26 protein-coding genes are annotated in these 22,567 nt (G+C 32.4%); 15 read left to right on the top strand and 11 right to left on the bottom strand.

Features of this window, described 5'->3' with window-relative positions; translation table 11 throughout:
• The 3 genes from mltG to ABD730_RS03625 all read left to right on the top strand — a co-directional run bounded on the left by mltG (window position 1) and on the right by ABD730_RS03625 (window position 2,726).
• Entirely contained in the window at window positions 1-1,044 is a 1,044-nt protein-coding gene (gene mltG, locus ABD730_RS03635; protein WP_344712637.1) for an endolytic transglycosylase MltG, read from the top strand.
• Between the two features lies 1 nt (window position 1,045).
• Window positions 1,046-1,951 (top strand): DUF2279 domain-containing protein, encoded by a 906-nt coding sequence (locus ABD730_RS03630; protein ID WP_344712635.1) that lies wholly within the window; start codon window positions 1,046-1,048, stop codon window positions 1,949-1,951.
• Between the two features lie 118 nt (window positions 1,952-2,069).
• Window positions 2,070-2,726, top strand: a complete 657-nt coding sequence (locus tag ABD730_RS03625; RefSeq protein ID WP_334469472.1) for a peptidoglycan-binding protein LysM — start codon at window positions 2,070-2,072, stop codon at window positions 2,724-2,726.
• A 21-nt stretch (window positions 2,727-2,747) separates the two neighbouring features.
• On the opposite strand, the gene ABD730_RS03620 is transcribed toward ABD730_RS03625, so the two are convergent.
• The 4 genes from ABD730_RS03620 to dnaA form a co-directional block, all read right to left on the bottom strand.
• Window positions 2,748-3,464 carry an SAM-dependent methyltransferase gene (locus ABD730_RS03620; RefSeq protein ID WP_334469474.1) on the bottom strand — a complete coding sequence of 239 codons (717 nt, stop codon included), beginning with the start codon at window positions 3,462-3,464 and terminating at the stop codon, window positions 2,748-2,750.
• Window positions 3,464-4,885 (bottom strand): PQQ-dependent sugar dehydrogenase, encoded by a 1,422-nt coding sequence (locus tag ABD730_RS03615; protein WP_344712632.1) that lies wholly within the window; start codon window positions 4,883-4,885, stop codon window positions 3,464-3,466. The genes ABD730_RS03620 and ABD730_RS03615 overlap by 1 nt, the downstream gene beginning before the upstream one ends.
• A gap of 70 nt (window positions 4,886-4,955) precedes the next feature.
• Window positions 4,956-5,411 carry a low molecular weight protein-tyrosine-phosphatase gene (locus ABD730_RS03610; protein WP_344712630.1) on the bottom strand — a complete coding sequence of 152 codons (456 nt, stop codon included), beginning with the start codon at window positions 5,409-5,411 and terminating at the stop codon, window positions 4,956-4,958.
• A 12-nt stretch (window positions 5,412-5,423) separates the two neighbouring features.
• On the bottom strand, window positions 5,424-6,851 hold the full coding sequence (gene dnaA / locus ABD730_RS03605; RefSeq protein WP_215924935.1) for a chromosomal replication initiator protein DnaA: 1,428 nt from the start codon (window positions 6,849-6,851) through the stop codon (window positions 5,424-5,426).
• A gap of 202 nt (window positions 6,852-7,053) precedes the next feature.
• Here dnaA and ABD730_RS03600 point away from each other — a divergent pair, with 202 nt between their 5' ends.
• The gene (locus tag ABD730_RS03600; RefSeq protein ID WP_215924934.1) at window positions 7,054-7,461 is read left to right on the top strand and encodes an acyl-CoA thioesterase; all 408 of its coding nucleotides are present in this window, start codon (window positions 7,054-7,056) and stop codon (window positions 7,459-7,461) included.
• On the opposite strand, the gene ABD730_RS03595 is transcribed toward ABD730_RS03600, so the two are convergent.
• Genes ABD730_RS03595 through ABD730_RS03575 form a run of 5 tightly spaced genes read right to left on the bottom strand, consistent with a single transcriptional unit; the run spans window position 7,456 to window position 10,958 of the window.
• Window positions 7,456-8,061 carry an IMPACT family protein gene (locus ABD730_RS03595; protein WP_344712627.1) on the bottom strand — a complete coding sequence of 202 codons (606 nt, stop codon included), beginning with the start codon at window positions 8,059-8,061 and terminating at the stop codon, window positions 7,456-7,458. The two genes, ABD730_RS03600 and ABD730_RS03595, sit on opposite strands and share 6 nt — an antisense overlap.
• Window positions 8,061-8,912: an EamA family transporter gene (locus tag ABD730_RS03590; RefSeq protein ID WP_334469488.1), complete on the bottom strand. Its 852-nt coding sequence runs from the start codon at window positions 8,910-8,912 to the stop codon at window positions 8,061-8,063. Before ABD730_RS03590 ends, ABD730_RS03595 begins: the two co-directional genes overlap by 1 nt.
• A complete protein-coding gene (locus ABD730_RS03585) occupies window positions 8,909-9,526 on the bottom strand; it encodes an HAD-IA family hydrolase (protein WP_344712624.1) in 618 nt (205 codons plus the stop codon). The genes ABD730_RS03590 and ABD730_RS03585 overlap by 4 nt, the downstream gene beginning before the upstream one ends.
• Window positions 9,513-10,517 carry a bifunctional diaminohydroxyphosphoribosylaminopyrimidine deaminase/5-amino-6-(5-phosphoribosylamino)uracil reductase RibD gene (ribD, locus tag ABD730_RS03580; protein WP_344712622.1) on the bottom strand — a complete coding sequence of 335 codons (1,005 nt, stop codon included), beginning with the start codon at window positions 10,515-10,517 and terminating at the stop codon, window positions 9,513-9,515. Before ribD ends, ABD730_RS03585 begins: the two co-directional genes overlap by 14 nt.
• Window positions 10,518-10,958 carry a hypothetical protein gene (locus ABD730_RS03575; RefSeq protein WP_344712620.1) on the bottom strand — a complete coding sequence of 147 codons (441 nt, stop codon included), beginning with the start codon at window positions 10,956-10,958 and terminating at the stop codon, window positions 10,518-10,520. It lies immediately after the preceding gene.
• A 67-nt stretch (window positions 10,959-11,025) separates the two neighbouring features.
• Here ABD730_RS03575 and ABD730_RS03570 point away from each other — a divergent pair, with 67 nt between their 5' ends.
• The 5 genes from ABD730_RS03570 to ABD730_RS03550 all read left to right on the top strand — a co-directional run bounded on the left by ABD730_RS03570 (window position 11,026) and on the right by ABD730_RS03550 (window position 15,907).
• Window positions 11,026-11,517 carry a GNAT family N-acetyltransferase gene (locus ABD730_RS03570; RefSeq protein WP_344712618.1) on the top strand — a complete coding sequence of 164 codons (492 nt, stop codon included), beginning with the start codon at window positions 11,026-11,028 and terminating at the stop codon, window positions 11,515-11,517.
• A gap of 3 nt (window positions 11,518-11,520) precedes the next feature.
• Window positions 11,521-12,393: a peptide chain release factor N(5)-glutamine methyltransferase gene (gene prmC / locus ABD730_RS03565; RefSeq protein ID WP_344712616.1), complete on the top strand. Its 873-nt coding sequence runs from the start codon at window positions 11,521-11,523 to the stop codon at window positions 12,391-12,393.
• Window positions 12,380-13,066, top strand: coding sequence for a hypothetical protein (locus ABD730_RS03560; RefSeq protein ID WP_344712614.1), 687 nt, complete (start codon window positions 12,380-12,382; stop codon window positions 13,064-13,066). The genes prmC and ABD730_RS03560 overlap by 14 nt, the downstream gene beginning before the upstream one ends.
• Window positions 13,067-13,068: 2 nt before the next feature.
• Complete coding sequence (gene ligA, locus ABD730_RS03555) at window positions 13,069-15,063, top strand: NAD-dependent DNA ligase LigA (protein ID WP_344712612.1); 1,995 nt, start codon at window positions 13,069-13,071, stop codon at window positions 15,061-15,063.
• Between the two features lie 103 nt (window positions 15,064-15,166).
• Window positions 15,167-15,907: a hypothetical protein gene (locus ABD730_RS03550; protein ID WP_344712610.1), complete on the top strand. Its 741-nt coding sequence runs from the start codon at window positions 15,167-15,169 to the stop codon at window positions 15,905-15,907.
• A gap of 11 nt (window positions 15,908-15,918) precedes the next feature.
• Here the strand turns inward: ABD730_RS03550 and ABD730_RS03545 are convergent, their stop codons facing one another.
• Both ABD730_RS03545 and ABD730_RS03540 read right to left on the bottom strand, forming a co-directional pair.
• Window positions 15,919-16,833, bottom strand: coding sequence for a bifunctional metallophosphatase/5'-nucleotidase (locus ABD730_RS03545; RefSeq protein ID WP_344712608.1), 915 nt, complete (start codon window positions 16,831-16,833; stop codon window positions 15,919-15,921).
• 89 nt (window positions 16,834-16,922) lie between these two features.
• The gene (locus tag ABD730_RS03540) at window positions 16,923-17,681 is read right to left on the bottom strand and encodes a 5'-nucleotidase C-terminal domain-containing protein (protein ID WP_344712606.1); all 759 of its coding nucleotides are present in this window, start codon (window positions 17,679-17,681) and stop codon (window positions 16,923-16,925) included.
• A 71-nt stretch (window positions 17,682-17,752) separates the two neighbouring features.
• On the opposite strand from ABD730_RS03540, the gene ABD730_RS03535 reads away from it, so the two are divergent.
• The 6 genes from ABD730_RS03535 (at window position 17,753) to porD (ending at window position 22,518) form a co-directional block, all read left to right on the top strand.
• The gene (locus ABD730_RS03535; RefSeq protein WP_215924921.1) at window positions 17,753-18,271 is read left to right on the top strand and encodes a DUF6913 domain-containing protein; all 519 of its coding nucleotides are present in this window, start codon (window positions 17,753-17,755) and stop codon (window positions 18,269-18,271) included.
• Entirely contained in the window at window positions 18,271-19,155 is an 885-nt protein-coding gene (gene dapA, locus ABD730_RS03530) for a 4-hydroxy-tetrahydrodipicolinate synthase (protein WP_344712603.1), read from the top strand. Before ABD730_RS03535 ends, dapA begins: the two co-directional genes overlap by 1 nt.
• A 107-nt stretch (window positions 19,156-19,262) precedes the next feature.
• Complete coding sequence (locus ABD730_RS03525; protein ID WP_334469512.1) at window positions 19,263-20,075, top strand: outer membrane protein assembly factor BamD; 813 nt, start codon at window positions 19,263-19,265, stop codon at window positions 20,073-20,075.
• 11 nt (window positions 20,076-20,086) lie between these two features.
• Window positions 20,087-20,413, top strand: a complete 327-nt coding sequence (locus ABD730_RS03520) for a DNA-directed RNA polymerase subunit omega (protein ID WP_215924918.1) — start codon at window positions 20,087-20,089, stop codon at window positions 20,411-20,413.
• Between the two features lie 13 nt (window positions 20,414-20,426).
• Window positions 20,427-21,638 (top strand): bifunctional phosphopantothenoylcysteine decarboxylase/phosphopantothenate--cysteine ligase CoaBC, encoded by a 1,212-nt coding sequence (coaBC, locus tag ABD730_RS03515; protein WP_215924917.1) that lies wholly within the window; start codon window positions 20,427-20,429, stop codon window positions 21,636-21,638.
• Window positions 21,631-22,518, top strand: a complete 888-nt coding sequence (gene porD / locus ABD730_RS03510) for a type IX secretion system protein PorD (RefSeq protein WP_344712601.1) — start codon at window positions 21,631-21,633, stop codon at window positions 22,516-22,518. The genes coaBC and porD overlap by 8 nt, the downstream gene beginning before the upstream one ends.
• Window positions 22,519-22,567: the final 49 nt, after the last annotated feature.

Genomic DNA, 22,567 nt, shown 5'->3' with positions numbered 1-22,567 from the left:
ATGTACATTAAAAAAATACTTTGGGCTGTTGCGCTTATCGGTTTAGTAATTTGTGGAGCAGTTGCCTATTATTTTTATAGCGCGATGTTTTCGTCTAACACAAAGTTTGAAAATGAAACCGCATATATTTATGTGCCTACGAATTCAACATATGCCGAAGTACGTTCTCAATTAGAACCACTTTTAGATAATATAAATACGTTTGACGCTTTAGCAAAGCAGAAAAAATATAGTACAAATATTAAAGCTGGTCGTTTTGCTATTTCTAAGGGAATGAATAATAATGATATTATTAATTCTATACGAAGTAAGAACCTACCAATTAAAATTGCGTTTAATAATCAGCATAGTTTAGCAGATTTAGCAAGTAGAGTAAGTAAACAAATTGAAGCAGATAGTTTGTCGTTATTAAAAGCAATGTCAGACGATACTTTTTTAGCTGAGAATGGTTTTAATAAGGCAACAGCCTTAGGTATGTATTTGCCTAATAGTTATGAATTTTTCTGGAATACATCTGCAGAAACTTTTAGAGATAGAATGTTAACGGAGTACAACCGATTTTGGACAGATACCAGAAAAGCACAAGCTAAAAAATTAAATTTAACTCCTAATGAAGTTATAACCTTAGCGTCTATTGTTCATGAAGAATCAAAACAAGCCGATGAACAGCCTAGAGTTGCAGGAGTGTATCTCAATAGATTACGAATAGGTATGCCTTTACAGGCCGATCCTACTTTAAAATTTGCAGCTTATCAATTGCCTCAGTATAAAAATACAATCATTAGACGTGTTTTAAATGTGCATAAAGATATTGTTTCGCCTTATAATACTTATAAAAATACAGGTTTACCACCAGGATTAATTGCTATGCCAGATTTATCAGCTATAAAAGCTGTATTAAATCCGGAAAAGCATAATTATTTGTATTTTGCTGCAGATGCCAAACGTTTGGGATATCATAAGTTTGCTAAAACTTTAGGGCAGCACAACAATAATGCAAGAGCATATCATCAGTATTTATCCTCTCAAGGTATTAATAAATAAGGTGAAGCACGTTTATGTTTATATCATAGTTTTTTTATTATTAGGTAACTCGCTTTTTTCTCAATCTAAATTTAATACTTTTTTAAAGCCTAGTGATTCGCTTAATGTATTACGACGCAATACCGTTGTTATAACACAAACGGCATTGGCTTCAGCGACATTAATTGGGCTTAATCAATTGTGGTATGCAGATTATCCGCGTTCTAATTTTAAGACTTTAAATGATAGTGGAGAGTGGTTACAGATGGATAAAATGGGCCATGTGTTTTCATCCTATCAATTAGGAAGATTTGGATTTAATACATTAGACTGGGCTGGAGTTGGTAAAAAAAATCGGATGCTTTATGGGTCAACCTTAGGTTTAGGGTTTTTAACAGCAATAGAAGTAATGGATGGTTTTTCAAAAGAATGGGGCTTTTCGTGGACCGATATGGCCGCTAATGCAGCGGGAACCGGATTACATGTGGGGCAAGAATTACTTTGGGCAGAACAACGTATAGTATTAAAATACTCCTTTCATAGAACTAAGTTTGCAAAACAACGTCCAAGTAAGTTAGGTAGTGGGCTTTCTGAAGAGTTTCTAAAAGATTATAATGGTCAAACCTATTGGCTAAGTGTTAATCTTAATTCGTTTTTAAAAACAGAAACTATTCCTGATTGGTTGAATTTGGCTTTTGGGTATGGGGCAGAAGGTATGTTAACAGGAGAAGCAAATGATGCTTTGTTCACAGATCAGAATAGAACGCGTCAATATTACCTTAGTTTAGATGTGGATTTAACTAGAATTAAGACAAATTCTAACTTTTTAAAAACCATTTTCGACGTTTTTAACGTTATAAAAGTCCCGTTTCCTACTTTAGAACTCAATGATAAAAGAAGTGTAAAATGGCATTATATATACTTTTAAAGTAGGTTTTTTACACTTAATCGGTTGATTTTCAGTTGTTGTAAAATTGTTGTATATTTGCACGCGAATTTTGTAAGACGGTTTGGGGAAACTTTTTTACAGTAAAAATTTAGCTGTTATGACTAAAAATAGCGTTAAGAATTTTGTAATACCATTTACAATCTGTGTATTTAGTGCGTTAGCATTATATCCTGATTCATCTCTTGATCCTGAAATATATTCTACAGAAGGATTAGAGCTTAATTATAATATTTCTGAAGAATTAGCTATGGCTAATCAAGACCAATTTATTGAACATAGCATCTTTACTCCACATTTAGGAAAATCTTTTGAAGGATTTAAAGAGGCTTTGGCATTTAAAGAGTCTCGAGGAAACTATTTTACGGTGAATACTTTAGGGTATTTGGGTAAATATCAGTTTGGATCTGAGACTTTAAAATTGATAGGAATTTATACTCCAAATCAATTTTTATATAATCCAGAATTGCAAGAAAAAGCATTTGTTGCCAATGCAGAGCGTAATAAATGGGTGCTTAGAAAAGACATTAAACGTTTTGAAGGGCAGCATATTTCGGGAATAAAAGTAACCGAGTCTGGAATTTTAGCAGCGGCACATTTAGCTGGTCCTGGAAATGTAAAAAAGTTTTTGCGTAGTCATGGAGGTAATAATCTTTCGGATGCTTATGGCTCTTCTGTTAGGTATTATATGAAAAAGTTTTCGGGTTATGATACGTCTATGATTAAGCCTGATAAGAAAGCTAAGGTTACCTTATAATTTTTTATTAATAGTAAGCTCTTAGTCTTTCTGAATAATAAAGATTGCTGGTCTCTTATGTAAATCCTCTTTATTATGTTTCCAGTCTTTTGCTGTTTTTGTTTTGATAAACTCAGTTGGTAAGGTTAAATCGCATGCCACACAAATTCTTGTATTTGGATGTAGCGTATTAGCTAAATCTTCAAGCATTTTCATATTTCTATAAGGAGTTTCAATAAAGATTTGAGCTTGATTGTGTTCTGAAGATAAACGCTCTAAAGTTTTTAATTTCGCTTTTCGTTCGCTTTTGTCAATGGGTAAATAACCGTTAAAAGTAAAACTTTGGCCGTTCATTCCAGAGCCCATTAAAGCGAGTAGAATAGAAGATGGTCCAACAAGAGGAACAACTGTTATATCCATTTGATGTGCTAAACTTACAATGTCAGCTCCTGGGTCTGCAATAGCAGGACAGCCTGCTTCAGATATCAAACCAATAGAGTTTCCTTCTAGACATGCGTTTAAATATGTATTACGTTCGGCCTCAGTTGTGTATTTATTTAATACTTGAAGCTTTAATGAAGGTTGCGATTTACTAGGCGAGACACGCTTTATAAAACGACGAGCTGTTTTTTCATTTTCAACAATATAATAATCGAGGTGCTCTATTATTTTTTTAATAGAGATGGGTAAAACTTCGAGTGGCGGATTATCACCTAGTCGTGTAGGTATAAGGTATAATTTTCCTTTGGGATTGTTCATTAGTGTATAACCAGTTTATGTGTGCTTTGATTTCCTTTTTGATTCTTAATTTTTAAAACATAAATACCACTAGAGAGTTGAGATGTATTTATTGTTTGAATCGTTTCCGTATTTCTTTGAATTACTTTTACTTCTTTACCTTGTAAATTATAAATCGTAATTTGATTTGAAATGTCTGTATTGTTATTTGGGCCAAAATTGATGTTAAATATGCCTTTTGTTGGATTAGGGTAAATAGAAATATTAGAAGATATATTGTCATTAATACTTAAGCTCGTATCAATTAGTTTGTAGATATTACCACTTGATATATCAGCAATATAAAGTTCTCCGTTAATATCTTCTCCAAAAGTAGACCAATTACCATTAAATAGACTTAGGTTTTTGTCCCAAGCCTCTGTTGTTTCATTGTAATATAAGTAGCCAATTTCTTGACTACAATAATCGGCAAAGAAGTACAAACCATTAAAGTTAGGGTAATTGGTGCCTCTGTACCTATAACCTCCAGTAATAGAACATTTAAAAAGGCCATCACCAGAATGGCTATAGCCTTCTATAGGAAAGGTGTATGCACTTGAATCTGAGCAATCATCTGTAATGTATGGGCCATTGCCTTCGTAGCATCTCCAGCCGTAATTAAGGCCTGTTGCAGCTTCTGCTGCAGAAACCATATTAATTTCTTCATAACCACTTTGTCCAACATCAGCAATCCATAAATCATTGGTTTGACGATCAAAAGAAAATTTCCATGGATTTCTTAGACCATAAGCAAAAATTTCATCCCTAACATCAGGATCTCCTATAAAAGGGTTACTTGATGGAATGCTATAATTTTGTGTTGCTGTGATAGAATTAATATCTAGTCTTAAAATATTACCTAGTAAGGTTAATGTATTTTGTGAGTTGTTTTGTGGGTCATCGTATAGGCCTCCATCACCTGAAGCAATATATAAAAAACCATCACTAGCAAAAGCCATATCTCCTCCATTATGATTGCTATAAGGTTGATCGTAAGTTAGAATAATAAACTCTGAAGAAGCATCTGCTAATAAGGGATTTGTAGCGTCTCTTGAAAATCTTGAAATTACAGTATTCCCTGAGTTGTTAATATAGTTAACAAAAAAGTAACCGTTGGTAGCGTAGTCTGGATGAAAGGCTAAGCCTAAGAGGCCTCTTTCGTTTCCTGTGTTTATGACAATACTATCAATATCTAAAAACGGAGCACTTTGAATTGTACCATCGGCATTAATTATTTTTATATAACCATCTTGTTCTACAACATATAGTTTGTTGTCGCCTGCATGTTTGATGCTAATAGGGCGATCTAAATTTGAAGCAAAGAGTTCTAAATTTAGTTCTTGAGCATTGGAAAAAGGAATAGTTGTAAATACTAAGAAAACTAGAACTATTAATGATTTCATCTTAATTTGTTAATGGGATTAGGTACTAATTTACAAAAAAAGACTTTTGCAATAAGGAATATTGTGTGTATTAGTGTTTTAAAGTCTTTGCAATTATGTCACAAGTCTCATTAGCGAGCTTAAAAACGTATTCAAAATCACTTTTATCTCCATAATAAGGGTCTGGCATATTCTTATCTTTAATAGCGGCATTAGCATTGAGAAAGAGCTTTACTTTTTTGATATCAATATCATTTCTCGCTAAGCTAATAATATCAGTATAGTTAGATTGATCCATGGCGTAGATGTAATCAAACAGGTCAAAGTCGGAAACTTTAAACTGTCTAGCGCTTTGTGTGCTAATGTCTATGCCGTTTTGTTTTGCAACAGCAATAGAGCGTGTGTCGGGATTATTTCCTATGTGGTAGGCAGCAGTACCTACAGAATCAACATAAAAAAGGTCTGTTGGAAGTTTAGATTGCAGAATACCATGAGCTAATGGAGAACGGCAAATATTCCCCAAGCATACCATTAAGATACTAGTCATATTAAAAGCGAATTAAAGCGCTAATTTTTTAGATAAATCTTCAACATACTTTCTGAATTGCTTATCTGTTGACGATAAATTATCAACAGTTTTACAGGCATGTAGTACGGTAGCGTGGTCACGCTGTCCTATTTGAGAGCCAATACTAGCTAATGAAGCTTTGGTGTATTTTTTAGCAAAGAACATAGCTAACTGACGCGCTTGTACAATATGACGTTTACGTGTTTTAGATTGAAGTGTATTAACATCCATTTGGAAATAATCAGAAACTACTTTCTGAATGTAATCAATAGATACTTCTCGTTTAGTATTCTTAACAAATTTCTCTACAATATCTTTTGCAAGATTGATTGTAATTTCTTTTTTGTTGAAAGAAGACTGAGCGATTAATGAAATAATGGCACCTTCTAGTTCTCTAACATTAGTTTTAATATGTTTGGCAACATATTCTATAATGTCTTCTGGCATTTCAACACCATCTCTGTAGAGTTTATTCTTTAAAATTGAAACTCTAGTTTCAAAATCAGGTGTTTGTAACTCGGCTGAAAGTCCCCATTTAAAACGCGATAATAAGCGTTGTTCAATATCTTGCATATCTACGGGAGCTTTATCACTTGTTAAAATAACTTGCTTACCGTTTTGATGTAAATGATTGAAAATATGGAAGAAGACGTCTTGCGTACCTGTTTTTCCGGAAAGGAATTGTACGTCGTCAATAATTAAAACATCTATAATCTGATAGAAGTGAATAAAATCATTTCTATTATTCTTTTTTACGGAATCTATGTATTGTTGCGTGAATTTTTCAGCAGAAATATATAAAACTGTTTTTTCAGGATATTTATCTTTAATATCAACACCTATAGCATGTGCTAAGTGTGTTTTTCCTAAACCAACACCGCCAAAAATTAATAGTGGGTTAAAAGAGGTGCCACCTGGTTTGTTAGCAACTGCAATACCTGCGTTTCTAGCCAAACGGTTAGAGTCACCTTCTAAGAAATTTTCAAAACTGTAACTTGGATTAAGTTGCGATTCGATCTTTACATTTCTAATACCAGGAATTATAAACGGATTTCTTAATTCAGGACTTTTATTATTAAAAGGTACATCTACATCTTGCGATTTTACAGCAGACCTATTTGAACTTGGAATCTTTTCAGTGAAAGGTTGTTTATTGCCATAGGTGTTTTCCATTTTAATAACGTAAACCAATTTGGCATCTTCACCTAGCTCTTTAGTTAGAGAAACCTTTAAGATTTTTACATAATGTTCTTCTAACCATTCGTAGAAAAATTTGCTAGGAACTTGAATGCTCAATGCGTTACCAGAAAGCTTCACTGCATCTATAGGTTCAAACCAAGTCTTATAGGCTTGTGGTTGGATATTATCTTTTATAAAAGCAAGACAATTACTCCATACAGATTGCGCTGTGTTCTCCATGCGTTAAGTTAAATTTTTCGTTGTTAGTTATATTAGCAAAAAAAAAGAGAAAATAGGATTCTCTAGTAGTTTTCAACAGGACAAATATGTGAACAAAATTCTTAATAAAAAAATTAAATAGTTTTGAATATTTAGAATTTTTTCCTCATGTTTAAAACGATTTTTAAAATTACAATATTTTTTCTTAATCTAAGATTTATATATGAATTATAATGAAACTAAAATAAGAGTACGCTACGGCGAGACAGACCAGATGGGCGTTGTGTACCATGGGAACTATGCTATATATTTTGAGGTAGGTAGAACCGAGTGGTTACGTGAGTTTGGACTTAGTTATAGCGGAATGGAGGCTGATGGGATTATGTTGCCAGTGGTTTCATTGTCTATAAATTACAAAAATTCAGCACGTTATGATGATGTGCTTAAAGTAAAAACAACACTTAAAAAGATGCCAACGGCAACCATAGAATTTGAATATGAATTGCGAAACCAATCTGATGTTTTATTGGCTACCGGAAGTACAATTTTAGCATTTATTGACACGAAGAAGAATAGACCTACACGATGTCCAAAATATCTTTTAGACAAACTGCAAAATTATTCGTTATAATTCATCGATAGTTACACCGAAAAATTGATTGAACAGTTCAAATAGTTTAGAACTGTGACTTTTTCTGACAGATATTTCTAACAAACAATTTAATTCTAAGGTCTGATTTGTAATTTCAACATCATTCTCTTTTAAAATTCGCATCACTTTGCTCATGTTTTTATATTCGAATTTGAGCTGAAATTTTTTATTAATTGTTTTTTCTACAATTTTTGAAGCTTCTAATGCTAATTGCGCACCTGTTCGGTAAGCATTAATAAGACCACCAACTCCAAGTTTTACACCTCCATAGTATCTCACTACTATAATTAGGATGTTGGTAACTTCAAAAGATTGTATTTGACCGTAAATTGGCAATCCCGCAGAATTGTTAGGTTCTCCGTCGTCATTAGCTCTGTATTGAATAGCTTCTGTTCCTATTTGGTATGCGTAACACCAATGTCTGGCGGCATAATGCTCTTTTTTTATGTCTTCAAGATGTTGTTTTACTTGTTCTTCTGTGGTAACAGGAAAAGCAAAACCATAGAATTTACTATTCTTGTCTTTAAATAATTCGCCTTGAGCAGGAGTTGTTATTGTTTTGTATAAATCGTTTTCCATTATGCTAAAGTGACTAATGCTATTGAAATTAAGGCTAAAATAATACCAATCCAGTTTTTCTTCGAAATATCTTCTTTAAATAAGACTAGTCCTATTAATGTTGAGAGTGCTAAAATTGCAATATGATTAATGGTGAATAGGGTTGAACTTTCTGTGTTTTCTACCCTTAATGCTAAAAGTAAAAAGTGAATAGAACAGTAATTAACAAGACCAAGGGCAATACCAAAGGGAATACTTATTAGTTTAAGTTTGTTTTTAGATTGAGCAAGGCTTACGAGTAATAGGATAACACCAATGAGGGCTGCCATGGCAAAAATAGTTGCAGAGAATAAAGGAATATTATCGTCTGGAGCAAAATAATTTATTGACGTATCTATAATTCCAGATCCTAAAAACAAGATAACAGGTAAATATATAGATTGCGTTAGTACAATATTTCCTTTTTGTTTTACAGAGGTTAAATAAACAGCAACTAAAGCTAATATGATGCCTAATATTTTTTGAGTACCAACACTTTCCTTAAACACCACAATACCAAAGACTACAGGAATGATAACGCTCATTTTACTAGCAACAGAAGCGACGGAGAGACCGTTTTTCTGAGCGGTTAAGGCCATAACATTAAATATGGCAATAAATAAGAATCCGAGCATGATAGCAGCGATAAACCAATCCGTTTGAATGATTTCTGAAGGTACAATTCGTCCCTTATAAAGTAAAAAGCCTAAGAGGAATGCTGTAAAATAATTAACAACAATACCTTGTAGGGTATTAACTTCATATTTTTTGAAGAGTTTAAATACTACAAAAATAGCGGTAGAAGAAAGGATACTGATGAGTAGATATATCAAAAGAGCTCTTTTTTAGTTTCAAAAAGTGTTACCACATCTTCTTTAGTTTCGTCTATATTCCATATATGGAATCCCATGTTAGCAGCAGTATTTGTATTGTCTTTGGTGTCATCGACAAAAAGGCATTCATTAGCATTAATATTATTTTCTTTTAATACGAATTCAAAAATAGCTGTATTTGGTTTTCTATAATGAATCTCTTGAGACAAGTAAAAGACATCAAAACAAGCTTTAAACTCTTCATAAAATGAAACATTCTTTTTTATGAAATCAATATGCATATCGTTGGTATTGCTCAACAATATAAGTTTGTATTCTTTTTGATTTGCTAAATTTTTAATGAACTCTAATCTGTGTTCAGGAAAATCCTTTATGATACAATTCCATGCATTAATAAGTTCGGTTTCACTAACATTGGGAAATTTTGATTTATAAAACGCAATAAATTCAGAAGTTGAAATTTTTCCTACTTCATAAAGCATATTGGTTTCAATCATATCTGCATCAAACGTCTTTAAATTAAATAAATCTAAAGCATGTTGCATAGCACCTTGTTTGTCAAGGTTGATAAATACATCACCAAAATCGAAAATTAGTGTTTTAATCTTTTGCATATATTTTTAATAAATCATTTTTGATTTGAGACTCAGAAATTAAATTCCCAATTAATTCTGGTGCTTTAATTCCTGTTTTAAAACTTGGGTTTCCTATAAAAACGCGAGCTTCATCCCAAAGGTGTTCATCTATAAATGTTTGTAGTGTTGTTGCTCCCCCTTCAATAATAACAGAGTTAATATTTTGCTGATGTAACAATTTTGCTATTTGAGTGGCTATCGGTTTATCAAAATCAATAATTTTATTGGTAAGTCTTATGGTTTTAGCGTCTTCATTAAAAATGTTGTAGTCTGAGCTTAATTTTGAAGTTTTGTCCAAAACCACTCTAATTGGGTTTTCGCCAGACCAATCTCTAACCGTTAAACTCGGATTGTCTTCTATTACTGTATTGGTTCCTACTAAAATAGCTTGTTCTTCTGCGCGCCATTTATGTACGAGTTGACGGGAGTATGTGTTTGTAATCCATACCGGTTTTTTTTCGTCTTTTTGGATAGGAGCAATAAAACCATCGGCAGTTTCGGCCCATTTCAATATAATATAAGGACGCTTTTTGTTGTGAAATGTAAAAAATCGCTTGTGATGAATTTTGCATTCATTTTCTAAAACACCAACAGTAACATTACAGCCAGAAGCTTTTAATTTGGCTATACCTTTTCCTGCAACTTCGGGGTTGTCATCAACACATCCAATGACTACATTAGGGATATGATGCGATATAATTAAGTCGCTACAAGGAGGTGTTTTTCCATAATGACTGCAAGGTTCTAGCGTAACGTAGATAGTGCTTTTTGATAAAAGCGTTTTATCTTTTACCGAGTTTATGGCGTTAACCTCTGCATGATTACAGCCGTATTCGCTTGTAAAGCCTTCTCCAATGATATGGTCATTATAAACAATAATAGCACCAACCATCGGGTTTGGTCTGGTGGTTCCTAATCCGTTTTTAGCAATTTGTAAACAGCGTTTTATGTAGATTTCGTGTGGTTTCAATTACAATTTTATTTTTACATCTTGGATTTCATCTATAGGGTATGTTGACGAATAGCCCATAATCTTATATTTAATTTCTCCTTTAATATGCACTTTTAACTTTTGTAAAATTAAACTGCCTAATAGGCTTCCGAGATTTTTGTCATTTGTAAAACTATCGGTTTCAACCTTAATAGTCAACGGAATGGTAAATTTCTCTCGTTTAGGGACATCAAATTCTTCTGAAACTACTGATGCTAATTCTAATTCGTTAATATAGACTTTTAGATCGTCTGTTTTTAAAGTTCCGCCAACATCATTTTTATTTAGAAACAAAGCTTCCGCTCTAATCGTTATGTTTTTAGAATTGGAATCGACAACCTCAAAATCCTCTAGTCTAACAAACTCTGGTTTTTTTGTAAAAGAGCAGTTGAAAAGTAATGTAAAAATTAAGGAAAACATTAAGAGTCTTTTAAACATAAAATTGTTTTTATATGTATTTTTGGTTTTGTCTAAAAAAGAGAATTTAGTGCGTAAAGATACTATTGTTATTCGAGAAATTGAAGCCAAGGACAATCCTAAAATTGCTAGAGCAATTCGGAGTGTTTTAATAGAAATGGGTGTTCCAAAAGTAGGTACAGCTTATGAAGATGCGACCTTAGATTGTATGACAGAAACGTATAGTCAGCCTAAGAAAGCGTATTTTGTAGTTGAACGTGGTAACGACATCATTGGAGGTGCAGGAATTTCGCCTTTAGATCATTACGAAGGTAATGTGTGCGAATTACAAAAGATGTATTTTATGCAAGAAGCCAGAGGCAAAGGTTTAGGAAGCGAAATGATGAATACATGTTTAGATTTTGCTAAGCAATCTGGTTTTGAACAATGCTATTTAGAAACCTTACCATATATGGAGGGTGCACGTAAATTATATAAAAAAGTGGGGTTTAAGTCTATTGATAAACCAATGGGAGATACAGGACATTACTCATGTACCGTATGGATGCTTAAAGATTTGTAAATAATGGTTTTAAAAGAGCTTCAACATATATTTCATATTGAATTAGATGCTATTTACGGTAAGCATGAAGTCGATAGTTTTTTCTATTTATGCACAGAACATTATTTGAATGTGCCAAGAATACAGTTGACTTTAGAACCAGGATTAGCAATCACTAAATCTGAAACGGATACGTTTTTTAAAGTTTTAGAGGATTTAAAACAGCAAAAACCTATTCAGTATATCTTAGGTGAAACTGAATTCTTCGGATTACCATTTAAGGTGAATAAAAATGTATTGATTCCGAGACCAGAAACAGAAGAGTTAGTGGATCTAATTAGTCGTTCTGTGATGTCGCTTGTAGTTGATAAGCCTGTGAAAATCCTAGATATTGGAACCGGATCGGGATGTATAGCGATTGCTCTAGCTAAAAACTTGCCTAATGCCAAAGTTTATGCTTTGGATGTGAGTAAAGAAGCATTAAAGGTTGCCAAACAAAATGCAGAAATTAATAAGGTTGACATCAATTTTATTGAAGCTAGTATTTTAGATGATACTTGTCATTTAGTATTTGAAGCGGAATCTAATTTTGATATTATTGTTTCCAATCCGCCATATGTAAGAAACTTAGAAAAAGAAGAAATTAAGCCTAACGTTTTAGATAATGAACCACATTTGGCTCTGTTTGTAGAAGATGATAATCCGTTGTTATTTTACAAAGCGATTACCAATTTTGCGATTAAAAAGTTAAAAGATAAAGGGAGCTTATATTTTGAAATTAACCAATATCTTGGAGAAGAAACGCAGCAGTTATTAATAGATGCCAATTTTGAAGCGATTGAATTGCTCAAAGATTTGAATGGGAATGATAGAATGTTGAAAGGTGAGAAAGGATAATATGAGAGTTTTAGTGTCCTTAATCGTTTTTATAGTTTGCTTTTCTTGTAAAGAGAAAAAAGAAGAGATTATTGGTATAGAAAATAAAATTGTAACAGATACGCATCAAACTTTAAATAAAGAAGACGAAAAACAAAAAATAAAACTCCAAGAATTAAAAGAGCGATTTTATCATGTAAAACTTTATGATGATGAAAAATCAAGAGATACAATTGTAGGTTTCGATTTTTTGGAAAGTGATACTAATGTAGATTACACTTTCGATTATGAGCCATTTATTAAAAGATTATATTCTGATTCTATTCGTTTATATACTAAAAATATAGAAATTGTTTTTCATAAATCTAAGTTCGAAAAAAACAAAGCTAAACTTACTTACGATAGTGATAGCTTAAATGTTACTCAAATTGATAATCATGATGTTATAGGGGCAGAGGGTATTCCGAATAGCTGTATTTCAAAAATGTATTTAGATTTAAGTAATAACCATGTTGAAATTGATAAACGTTATTTTGAAGACCTATACGAACCAAATTTCGATTTAACTGAGGCATATTATTACGATAAAGAAATTATTATAACAATGGGAAATAGTGATGGCTATTTAGGCTACAATGTCACTTTTTTTATTGATGAAGAATTAAACATAAAGCGAATAATTTACATTCCCTAGAAATGAATACAAAACAAAAAATAGAATCCCTTAGAGAAGAGCTACGTCAGCATAATTACAATTACTATATCTTAGATGATGCCACCATTAGTGATTATGAATTCGACATTAAACTCAAAGAGCTTCAGGCGTTAGAAGAAGCAAATCCTGAGTTTTTTGATGCCAATTCGCCAACGCAACGGGTTGGAGGAGCTGTAACTAAGAATTTTAAAACTACGGTTCATGATTCTAGAATGTATTCGTTAGATAATTCGTATTCCAAAGAAGATTTGTTGGATTGGGAAACCCGAGTAAAAAAGATGGTCGATGGTGAGGTAAACTATACTTGTGAGTTAAAATACGATGGTGCCTCTATAAGTTTAACTTATGAAAATGGTAAATTATTAAGAGCTGTAACTCGTGGAGATGGAGTACAAGGAGACGAAGTGACTGCAAATGTAAAAACAATACATACGGTTCCACTTCAATTAAAAGGCGATTATCCCGAGCGTTTTGATATAAGAGGAGAAATAGTCTTACCGATTGAAGGATTCCTAAAAATGAATGAAGAACGCATTGAAAATGATGAGGAACCATACAAAAACCCAAGAAATACAGCGTCGGGAAGTTTAAAGCTGCAAGACAGTGCTGAAGTGGCAAAACGTCCTTTAGAATGTTTGTTATATAGTATAGTAGGGAATAATCTCAATATTACGTCGCAATTTGAAGGCCTAGAAAAAGCGAGATCATGGGGTTTTAAAGTACCACAAGAAGCTAAATTGGTAAGTTCTATAGATGACGTTTTAGAGTACATTAATTATTGGGATGAAAACAGACACAATTTACCGTATGAGATTGATGGAGTAGTGGTTAAGGTGAATAATTTATACCAACAAGACGAATTAGGCTTTACGGCCAAAGCACCACGTTGGGCAATGGCTTATAAATTTAAAGCCGAACAAGTGTCTACACGACTCAACGAAATTACTTATCAGGTTGGTCGTACCGGAGCTATTACACCTGTGGCCAATTTAGAACCTGTGCAATTAGCAGGTACGATTGTAAAGCGGGCTTCCCTTCATAATGCCGATCAAATTGAAAAGTTAGATATAAGAGAAGGTGATGAAGTGTTTGTTGAAAAAGGAGGAGAAATTATTCCAAAGATTATTGCTGTAGATTTATCTATGCGCCCAGCTAATTCGGTACCTACAACTTATATTTCAAAATGTCCAGAATGTGACATGGAACTTGTTAGGCTAGAAGGTGAGGCTAAACATTATTGTCCTAATTATAAAGCTTGTCCTCCTCAAGTCATCGGACGAATTCAGCATTACATTTCTAGAAAAGCAATGGATATTGATGGTTTGGGAGGTGAAACGGTTGCTTTATTAGTTAAAGAGGGTTTGATTCATAATTATTCTGATTTATACGAATTAACTGTAGAACAAGTGATTCCGCTTGAACGTATGGCACAAAAAAGCGCAGAGAATTTGGTAAAAGGGATTGAGCTGTCTAAACAAATTCCATTTGAACGGGTGTTGTTTGCGTTAGGTATTCGTTATGTTGGTGAAACAGTTGCTAAGAAATTAGCCAAACATTATAAATCTATAGACGCTTTAATGTTTGCTACAACATTAGATTTAGTGACGGTTGATGAAATAGGTGAGCGTATTGCTGAAAGTGTTGTTGAGTTTTTTAGCTCAGAAGAAAACAGACAAATTATAGAGCGTTTAAGATCTTTTGGAGTACAATTAGAAATCTCGGCAGAAAAACTAGCTAATCAAACAGATAAATTAAAAGGACTCTCTATAGTTGTTTCTGGTGTTTTTGAAACGATCTCTCGTAATGACCTTAAAAAACTAATAGAAGATAATGGAGGTAAAGTATCTTCATCTATCTCATCTAAAACGAGTTATTTAGTAGCTGGTGATAAAATGGGACCAAGTAAGCTTATTAAAGCAGAAAATTTAGGTATTTCTATACTGACAGAAAAGGCCTTTTTAGCTAAATTGAAGTAAATTCTTACATAAAAAAGGCTATTTATTCGATGAAATGCTTATTTAATGCGTTAAAGTGTAAAAAAAATGTTTATATTTGCTACCGTTAATAAGGGATTAATTAATGTTAATAAAAAAAATTATAAAGGTAGTATTATTGCTCTTAGGTGGCATCTACGTTTTACTTCAAGGTTTTGCTTTAGAAGTAGAAGGAGATACTGTTGGTGCGATATCTTTTATATTACTTACATGGCTTTATGTAGGATGGACAAAACATAAGTCAAAACTGTTTTTATTGTTTTTAGTGGTTTTTACCATTGCGCAAATATTAGGTTATATTGCTTGGTATAGACCAGAGCTCAAGGAAGGACAGACAGATTATTTGTATTACATATCTAATATTCTAAGCATTGCTTCTTATGGTTTACTTATAATTAAAATGTTACTTCAATTGAATCTCAAAACAGTTTTTTCAGAATTAGCTATTCCGGTAATAGTATTGGTTGTTTTAGATGTTTTTTGTGTGTCATTAATATCAAGTACAACAGAAAGTTCTTTTAACTATTATGAGTATGCTCTAGAGTTTACGTATAACTCTGTGATAATGGCGCTTTTATCTATGGCCTTAATTAATTACATGTATAGGAATAATAATAAATCAATGCTGTTTTTAATAGGCTCTATATTTATTGTCTTTTCAGAAATTATGCAATTGGCCTATTTCTATATTTTGAGTGATGATAATAGTTTAGGTTATGTTTATTCCTTTTTCTTAGTAGTTGCATTTGTCTTTTACTATATGCAATCTCAACATATCGTTACTGATCCAACTCCAGCATATTCAGATGATTGCATAGAGGTGTAGCTTTTAAAATGTTATACAATAATTGAAGCTCCTTCAGATGTAACTTTTTTACCTGGTTCAAAATAAAAGTCAATTTTACCGAGATATAAACCATAAGCTCCAACTTGATTAACAAGCACATTTTTTCCTATGCTGTTTTTTTCAATGGTTGGTTTTGGTAAAAAGGTGTGTGTATGTCCTCCAATAATAAGATCAATATCTTTTGTGGCTCTTGCCAAGGTAATATCGCAAACTTTATCTGGAGCATTTTTGTAGTAATAGCCAATATGAGATAAACATATCACCAAATCACACCCTTGTTCTTCTTTTAAAATACGAGACATATCTTGAGCAATTTCAATGGGATGATGATAAACAGTTTCTTTATACATGTTCTTATCTACTAAGCCGTCAAGTTTAATTCCAAGTCCAAAAACGCCAATCTTAATCCCATCTTTTATAAAGATTTTATAAGGTTTAACATGTGTGTCCATTACTGTATTTGAAAAATCGTAGTTGGCTGAGACAAAATCAAACTTTGCATGAGGAATTTGAGCATAAAGGCCGTCGATGCCATTGTCAAAATCATGATTACCAATAGTTGCTAAATCATATTTTAGCATGCTCATTAGTTTAAATTCTAATTCGCCTCCATAGTAATTAAAGTAAGGTGTTCCTTGAAAAATATCACCTGCATCTAATAGTAAGGTGTTAGGATTGTCTTGTCTTATAGAGTCGACTAAAGTGGCACGTCTAGCAACACCTCCTTTATTGGCATTTCTGCCATCGTCTGGTCCAAAAGGGTCAATATGACTATGCACATCGTTGGTATGTAGTATTGTTATTTTTTTTGTTTTGGAAGGACTAAAGGATTGTAAGCTTAAGCCTCCAATACTTGCTAGAGCTGTTGCTGCTGTAGATTTTTGTATAAATTGTCTTCTTTTCACGTGTCTTGTGTTTATTGGTTTTTAACATTCACTTGCACTTTTCTACTGCCTATTTCAAAGGTGATAGCTTTTTGTGTGCAGTTGGTGTCTTAATCCTTTAATTGTATAAAGCGTTGGTCGCGTTTTGGGTTTAATGTGTCTTTCTTCTTAAAATTGTCAATTAAGACATCTCTAATTTTATAATTTAAGACATAAGTGTTTTCATTAGGCTTAAAAAATACCATGCCATCTCCACCATTATAGAGGTAGTCATTAGTAGCTACATAATAGGTTTTTGATTCGTCTATCGGTTCTCCGTGAACTGTAGCAGAACTAATAGCGCCGTTTTTATCTAATACTAACTGTAGTTGATTAGAAACAGGGTGCGCGCGTTTGGATTTAGAAAGATATGTCATCATTTCATTAACTTGTTTGCCTTTTATAGCGGTTACGATTACAGAGTTTTCAAAAGGCATAATTTCGTATGCTGTTCGTATTGTTATATTTCCTTTAGAAATGATAGAACGTATACCTCCGTGATTAAGTAAAACAAAATCTATGTCCTTTCCTGTTCTCTTATTAAATACAAGATTGCTTTCAGTATAAACGGCGTCAGCCATTAAATTTCCAATTGCAGTATTGTATTCACCATCAGTTTTAGTATAGGTTTCTTTAGCATAAGAAATAACACTATCCATATTTTTATTAACGTGTTCACGATAAGGTTTAATAAAATTTTCAATGGCCAGATTAGGTTTAAGCGTGTCGTCAATTTCAAGACGCTTACCTTCAATCTTTGAAATTTTTGTTGATGCACAAGAAAATATGAGCAGCAGAATACCGAGTTTTAAAATATGTTTAATAGTCATTGAATAACTTATAAGGAGTTTGTAATAAAATGTGAGTGCTTTTCTTAAATTTGCACAAAGGCTAAAGATAAATGATTTTAAAAGCATTTAAAGAAAAATCAAATCGAAAATATGTGAACAAATTGTTGACAGAACGTAAACCTACGGTAAACAACAATAAAATAAAGACAATTGCAGTATTACTTAATGCTAGCGAATTTCATGAATTTGAGGTGTTTAGGGTTTATTTTAAAGAATTGGGATTAACGTCTCCAAAGCATAAAATTGTAGCCTTTACTATGGATGATAAGTTAGAGTACAACCAATGGAACGCACATTTTAGTCCAAAAGATTTTGGGTGGAAAGGAAAAATAAAAAATATCGACTTAGAAGATTTTATTAATGAGCCTTATGATATGTTGCTTTGCTTTTATAAAAATCCTGTATTGCAATTAAACCTTATAACTGCAGCTTCTAAAGCCAATTTAAAAGTAGGAATTTCTAATGAAGATGAGCGTTTGTACGATTTAATAATTGACGTAGAGTTAAAGGATATCAACATTTTTAAACAAGAATTAAAAAAATACTTAAACATTTTAAAAAAAATATAATGACCAAATTTATAGGAACTGGTGTAGCATTAATCACACCTTTTAACGCTGATTTAAGTATTGATTTTGATGCTTTAGAGCGTTTGGTAGAATACAACATTGCCAACGGTACAGATTATTTAGTGATAAGCGGAACCACAGGAGAAAGTGTAACTGTTACCGCTGAAGAGAAAAAACAATTAATAGTATTTATAGCTAAGGTAAATAATGGAAGATTACCATTAGTTTTAGGTATTGGAGGAAATAATACAGCAGAAGTTATAGCTGAAATAAAAGCTACAGATTTTTCTACTATTGACGGAATTCTATCGGTTTCTCCTTATTATAGTAAACCAACTCAAGAAGGTATTTATCAGCATTTCAAAGCTATTGCAGAAGTGTCGCCAAAACCAATAATTTTATATAACGTACCAGGAAGAACATCGTCTAACATGTTGCCAGAAACTACTTTTAGATTGGCAAAAGATTTTGATAATATAGTTGCTATTAAAGAAGCGGGTAATAATGTACACCAATATTTAGAATTATTACGAAGTAAACCAAAAGACTTTTTAGTGTTATCTGGTGATGACGATTTAGCATTGGGTGTTGCTTTAGCTGGTGGTTCAGGTGTTATCTCTGTTATAGGACAAGCATTGCCAAAAGAGTTTTCTGAAATGATACGCTTAGGTATTGCTCGTAAAGCAAAGGAAGCTTATGATATTTATTTTAAATTAATGCCTATTACAGGGTTAATATTTTCTGAAAATAACCCTTCAGGTATAAAAGCAGTTTTAGAAGCGTTAAATATCTCAAAATCACATGTGCGTTTACCACTTGTAGAAGCTACAGATCAGCTCAAAGAAATGATTAAAAAAGAGTTGAAGTCATTAGGAAAAAGTTAAACTTTATATAAATAGGTTTTTAGCATAATAACATCACTTACTTTAGCATATAATAATTTTTTTTAAATCCGTTAATAATGCTTACTTTTGCATTCTGTTTAAAATTTATGAAGAGAGGACTTTACATACTACTTGTTAGTGTACTACTTATTTCGTGTAGTGATTTTCAGAAAACATTAAAATCTGAAGATACTGCCGCAAAGTTTGAAATGGCAACTGAGCTATACGATGCTGGAAAATGGAGCAAATCTTTTAGATTATGTGAACAAATTCTTCAGAAGTATAGAGGGAAACCACAAGCTGAAAAATTAACCTATATGCATGCAATGTGTTCTTATCACTTAGGAGATTATTACATTGCAAGTTATCATTTAGATAAGTTTACAGATATTTACCCGCAGAGTGAAAAAGCAGAAGAAGCTGCTTTCTTATCTGCTAAAGGCTATTACTTTAATTCGCCTGTTTATTCTAAAGAACAGAAAGAAACGGTAGAAGCTATTGAAAAATTACAATTATTTGTAAATGTTTATCCTAATTCTAAATATTTAGCAGAAGCAAATGCATTAATTAAAGAGTTAGATTTCAAATTAGAGAAAAAAGCTTTTGAAATAGCTATGCAATACAATTTAATAGGTGGTTATAGTGGCGATTATGGTGCGGCTATTAAATCATTTAATAATATGTTGCTCGAATTCCCAGGATCTACTTTAAGAAGCGAAGTTTTTTATTACAGATTTGATTCTGCTTATAAATTAGCGATATTAAGTGTAGATTATTTGAAGGAAAAACGTTTAAAAGACGCTTTAGCCTATTACAACGCATTAGAAAAAGCGTATCCAAATTCAGAACATATGGAAGACGCGAGGATACAAAAACAAGAATTAGAACAAGAATTAAATACGTTTACTACTAAAAGTTAAACATTATAACGATGGATTTAAAAAAGACAGATGCACCTGTAAGTACTATTACTTACGACAGAAACGAAATTGATGCAGCAACAGATAATATCTATGAAGCTATTTCTGTAATTTCTAGACGTGCTGAGCAAATTAATACAGATATTAGACGTGAGTTAATTGACAAGCTAGAAGAGTTTGCAACTTACAATGATAGTCTTGAAGAAATTTTTGAAAACAAAGAACAAATAGAAGTGTCTAAGTTTTATGAAAAATTACCAAAGCCACATTCTTTAGCTGTTAAAGAGTGGTTAGATGATAAGATTTATCACAGAAATACTGATGACCCTCAGCCATAAATAAAAACCTTAGATGTCTATTCTAAAGGATAAAAATATTTTATTGGGCATTACTGCTGGTATTGCCGCATATAAATCTGCTAGTTTAGTCAGATTATTTATTAAAGCAGGCGCTAACGTAAAAGTCGTTATGACGCCTGCTTCTAAAGAGTTTGTAACTCCACTTACCCTTTCTACATTATCTAAAAATCCGGTGTATTCATCTTTTACAGATGAAGAAGATAATAACCAAGTCTGGAACAATCATGTCGATTTAGCCCTTTGGGCTGATTTGTTTGTTATAGCACCTGCTACAGCAAATACTATGGCTAAAATGGCAAATGGTGTTTGTGATAATATTTTATTAGCAACTTATCTTTCTGCAAAATGCCCTGTCTATTTTGCTCCTGCTATGGATTTAGATATGTATAAGCATCATTCTACCAAAACATCTTTTGACAAGCTAACATCATACGGAAATCAACTCATTCCTGCAGGTACTGGTGAGCTTGCTAGTGGTTTGGTTGGAGAAGGTCGTATGGCAGAACCAGAAGATATTGTTAGTTTTATTGAAAAAGATATTCTAGAGCAATTACCTTTAAGAGGAAAGCGTGTTTTAATAACAGCTGGACCTACTTATGAAGCCATAGATCCTGTTAGATTTATTGGTAATCATTCTAGCGGAAAAATGGGATTTGAAATTGCAAAAGCAGCATCAAAATTAGGTGCTCAGGTAATTTTAGTTACTGGTCCAACACATCAAAAATTAGCAGATAACTTTGTAACAGTAAAACCTGTAGTTAGTGCAGAAGACATGTATACTGAAGTTCATAAGCATTTTAATACTTCAGATATTGCTATTCTTTCAGCAGCTGTTGCAGACTATAGACCAAAGAATGTTGCCACTCAGAAAATAAAAAAGAAAGAAACAACGTTTACTATTGAGTTAGAAAAGACAAAAGATATTTTAAAATCTCTTGGAGAGATAAAAAAAGACCAATTTTTAGTCGGTTTTGCTTTAGAAACAAATAATGAATTAGAACATGCCAAAGGTAAATTAAAGTCTAAGAATTTAGATCTTATTGTACTAAACTCATTACAAGATAAAGGAGCAGGTTTTGGGGTGTCAACAAATAAAGTTACATTTATAACATCTTCTAACAGTATTATTGAAAATGAATTAAAATCTAAGACCGAAGTGGCTGAAGATTTAATGCAACTTATATTAAAACAAACACATGCGTAACCTATTTTTTTTATTTGCTTTTTTATGTACAACAGTAACATTCTCTCAAGAATTAAATTGTACGGTTAGTGTTATAGCTCAACAAACAGGAAATGAAAATAATGTTGTTTTCAGAACATTAGAAAAACAACTCACAGAGTTCATTAATAATACCAAATGGACAGGAGAAAAATTTGGAGCACAAGAGCGTATTAATTGTAGTATGGTAATTAATGTTAAAGACTATAATAACGATTCGTTTTCGGCTTCACTTCAAGTATCATCATCTCGACCAGTTTTTAATTCAACTTACAGTTCACCTGTTTATAATTATAATGATAGAGATTTTAATTTTCAGTATTTAGAATTCCAAAATTTAGTGTTTAATGAGAGCCAGTTTGAATCTAACTTAATTTCAGTATTATCATTTCATGTGTATATGATTTTAGGAATGGATGCAGATACGTTTGAGCTTAATGGAGGAGATAACTATTTTAAACAAGCCCAAACAATTGCAAATTATTCGCAGCAGCTAAGTGGGCAAGGTTGGAAACTAGAAGATGGTTTGCAGTCGCGTTTTGCGTTAATAGATAATTTATTATCACCATCATATAAAGCCATGAGATCTACAATGTATAAATATCATATTGAAGGCTTAGATATTATGAATGAAGGAGCAAAGGACGGAAAGACACAAATTATTTCTGCATTAGATGAATTACAGAAAGTACATAGTATACGACCAAATTCATTTCTAATGCGGGTGTTTTTTGATGCTAAAGCAGATGAAATTATGGATATTCTTTCTGGAGGACCAAGTGTTAACATTACAAAAGCAATGGATATCTTAAACAGAATAGCGCCAATGCATTCACAAAAGTGGCGAAATATTAAGTATTAATATGCTATTCAAATAGTCTACACTGTTATTGCCTATGTAGAATCTTCCG

The organism is Winogradskyella damuponensis, assembly GCF_039538385.1.
In the GTDB taxonomy this organism is placed as follows: Bacteria; Bacteroidota; Bacteroidia; order Flavobacteriales; family Flavobacteriaceae; genus Winogradskyella; species Winogradskyella damuponensis.
The sequence above is the reverse complement of the archived record's forward strand: the minus strand, read 5'-3'. Positions and strand labels throughout refer to the sequence as shown.

Coding starts and splice junctions, on each gene's coding strand:
- ABD730_RS03585 (WP_344712624.1), bottom strand. CDS start 9,526: ATGCAAAAGATTAAAACACTAATTTTCGATTTTGGTGATGTATTTATC.
- ABD730_RS03620 (WP_334469474.1), bottom strand. CDS start 3,464: ATGAACAATCCCAAAGGAAAATTATACCTTATACCTACACGACTAGGT.
- prmC (WP_344712616.1), top strand. CDS start 11,521: ATGGTTTTAAAAGAGCTTCAACATATATTTCATATTGAATTAGATGCT.
- ABD730_RS03595 (WP_344712627.1), bottom strand. CDS start 8,061: ATGGAAAACGATTTATACAAAACAATAACAACTCCTGCTCAAGGCGAA.
- ABD730_RS03535 (WP_215924921.1), top strand. CDS start 17,753: ATGATTTTAAAAGCATTTAAAGAAAAATCAAATCGAAAATATGTGAAC.
- ABD730_RS03610 (WP_344712630.1), bottom strand. CDS start 5,411: ATGACTAGTATCTTAATGGTATGCTTGGGGAATATTTGCCGTTCTCCA.
- ABD730_RS03625 (WP_334469472.1), top strand. CDS start 2,070: ATGACTAAAAATAGCGTTAAGAATTTTGTAATACCATTTACAATCTGT.
- ABD730_RS03600 (WP_215924934.1), top strand. CDS start 7,054: ATGAATTATAATGAAACTAAAATAAGAGTACGCTACGGCGAGACAGAC.
- ABD730_RS03575 (WP_344712620.1), bottom strand. CDS start 10,958: ATGTTTTCCTTAATTTTTACATTACTTTTCAACTGCTCTTTTACAAAA.
- ABD730_RS03550 (WP_344712610.1), top strand. CDS start 15,167: ATGTTAATAAAAAAAATTATAAAGGTAGTATTATTGCTCTTAGGTGGC.
- mltG (WP_344712637.1), top strand. CDS start 1: ATGTACATTAAAAAAATACTTTGGGCTGTTGCGCTTATCGGTTTAGTA.
- dapA (WP_344712603.1), top strand. CDS start 18,271: ATGACCAAATTTATAGGAACTGGTGTAGCATTAATCACACCTTTTAAC.
- ABD730_RS03540 (WP_344712606.1), bottom strand. CDS start 17,681: ATGACTATTAAACATATTTTAAAACTCGGTATTCTGCTGCTCATATTT.
- ABD730_RS03615 (WP_344712632.1), bottom strand. CDS start 4,885: ATGAAATCATTAATAGTTCTAGTTTTCTTAGTATTTACAACTATTCCT.
- coaBC (WP_215924917.1), top strand. CDS start 20,427: ATGTCTATTCTAAAGGATAAAAATATTTTATTGGGCATTACTGCTGGT.
- ABD730_RS03525 (WP_334469512.1), top strand. CDS start 19,263: ATGAAGAGAGGACTTTACATACTACTTGTTAGTGTACTACTTATTTCG.
- ligA (WP_344712612.1), top strand. CDS start 13,069: ATGAATACAAAACAAAAAATAGAATCCCTTAGAGAAGAGCTACGTCAG.
- dnaA (WP_215924935.1), bottom strand. CDS start 6,851: ATGGAGAACACAGCGCAATCTGTATGGAGTAATTGTCTTGCTTTTATA.
- ABD730_RS03520 (WP_215924918.1), top strand. CDS start 20,087: ATGGATTTAAAAAAGACAGATGCACCTGTAAGTACTATTACTTACGAC.
- porD (WP_344712601.1), top strand. CDS start 21,631: ATGCGTAACCTATTTTTTTTATTTGCTTTTTTATGTACAACAGTAACA.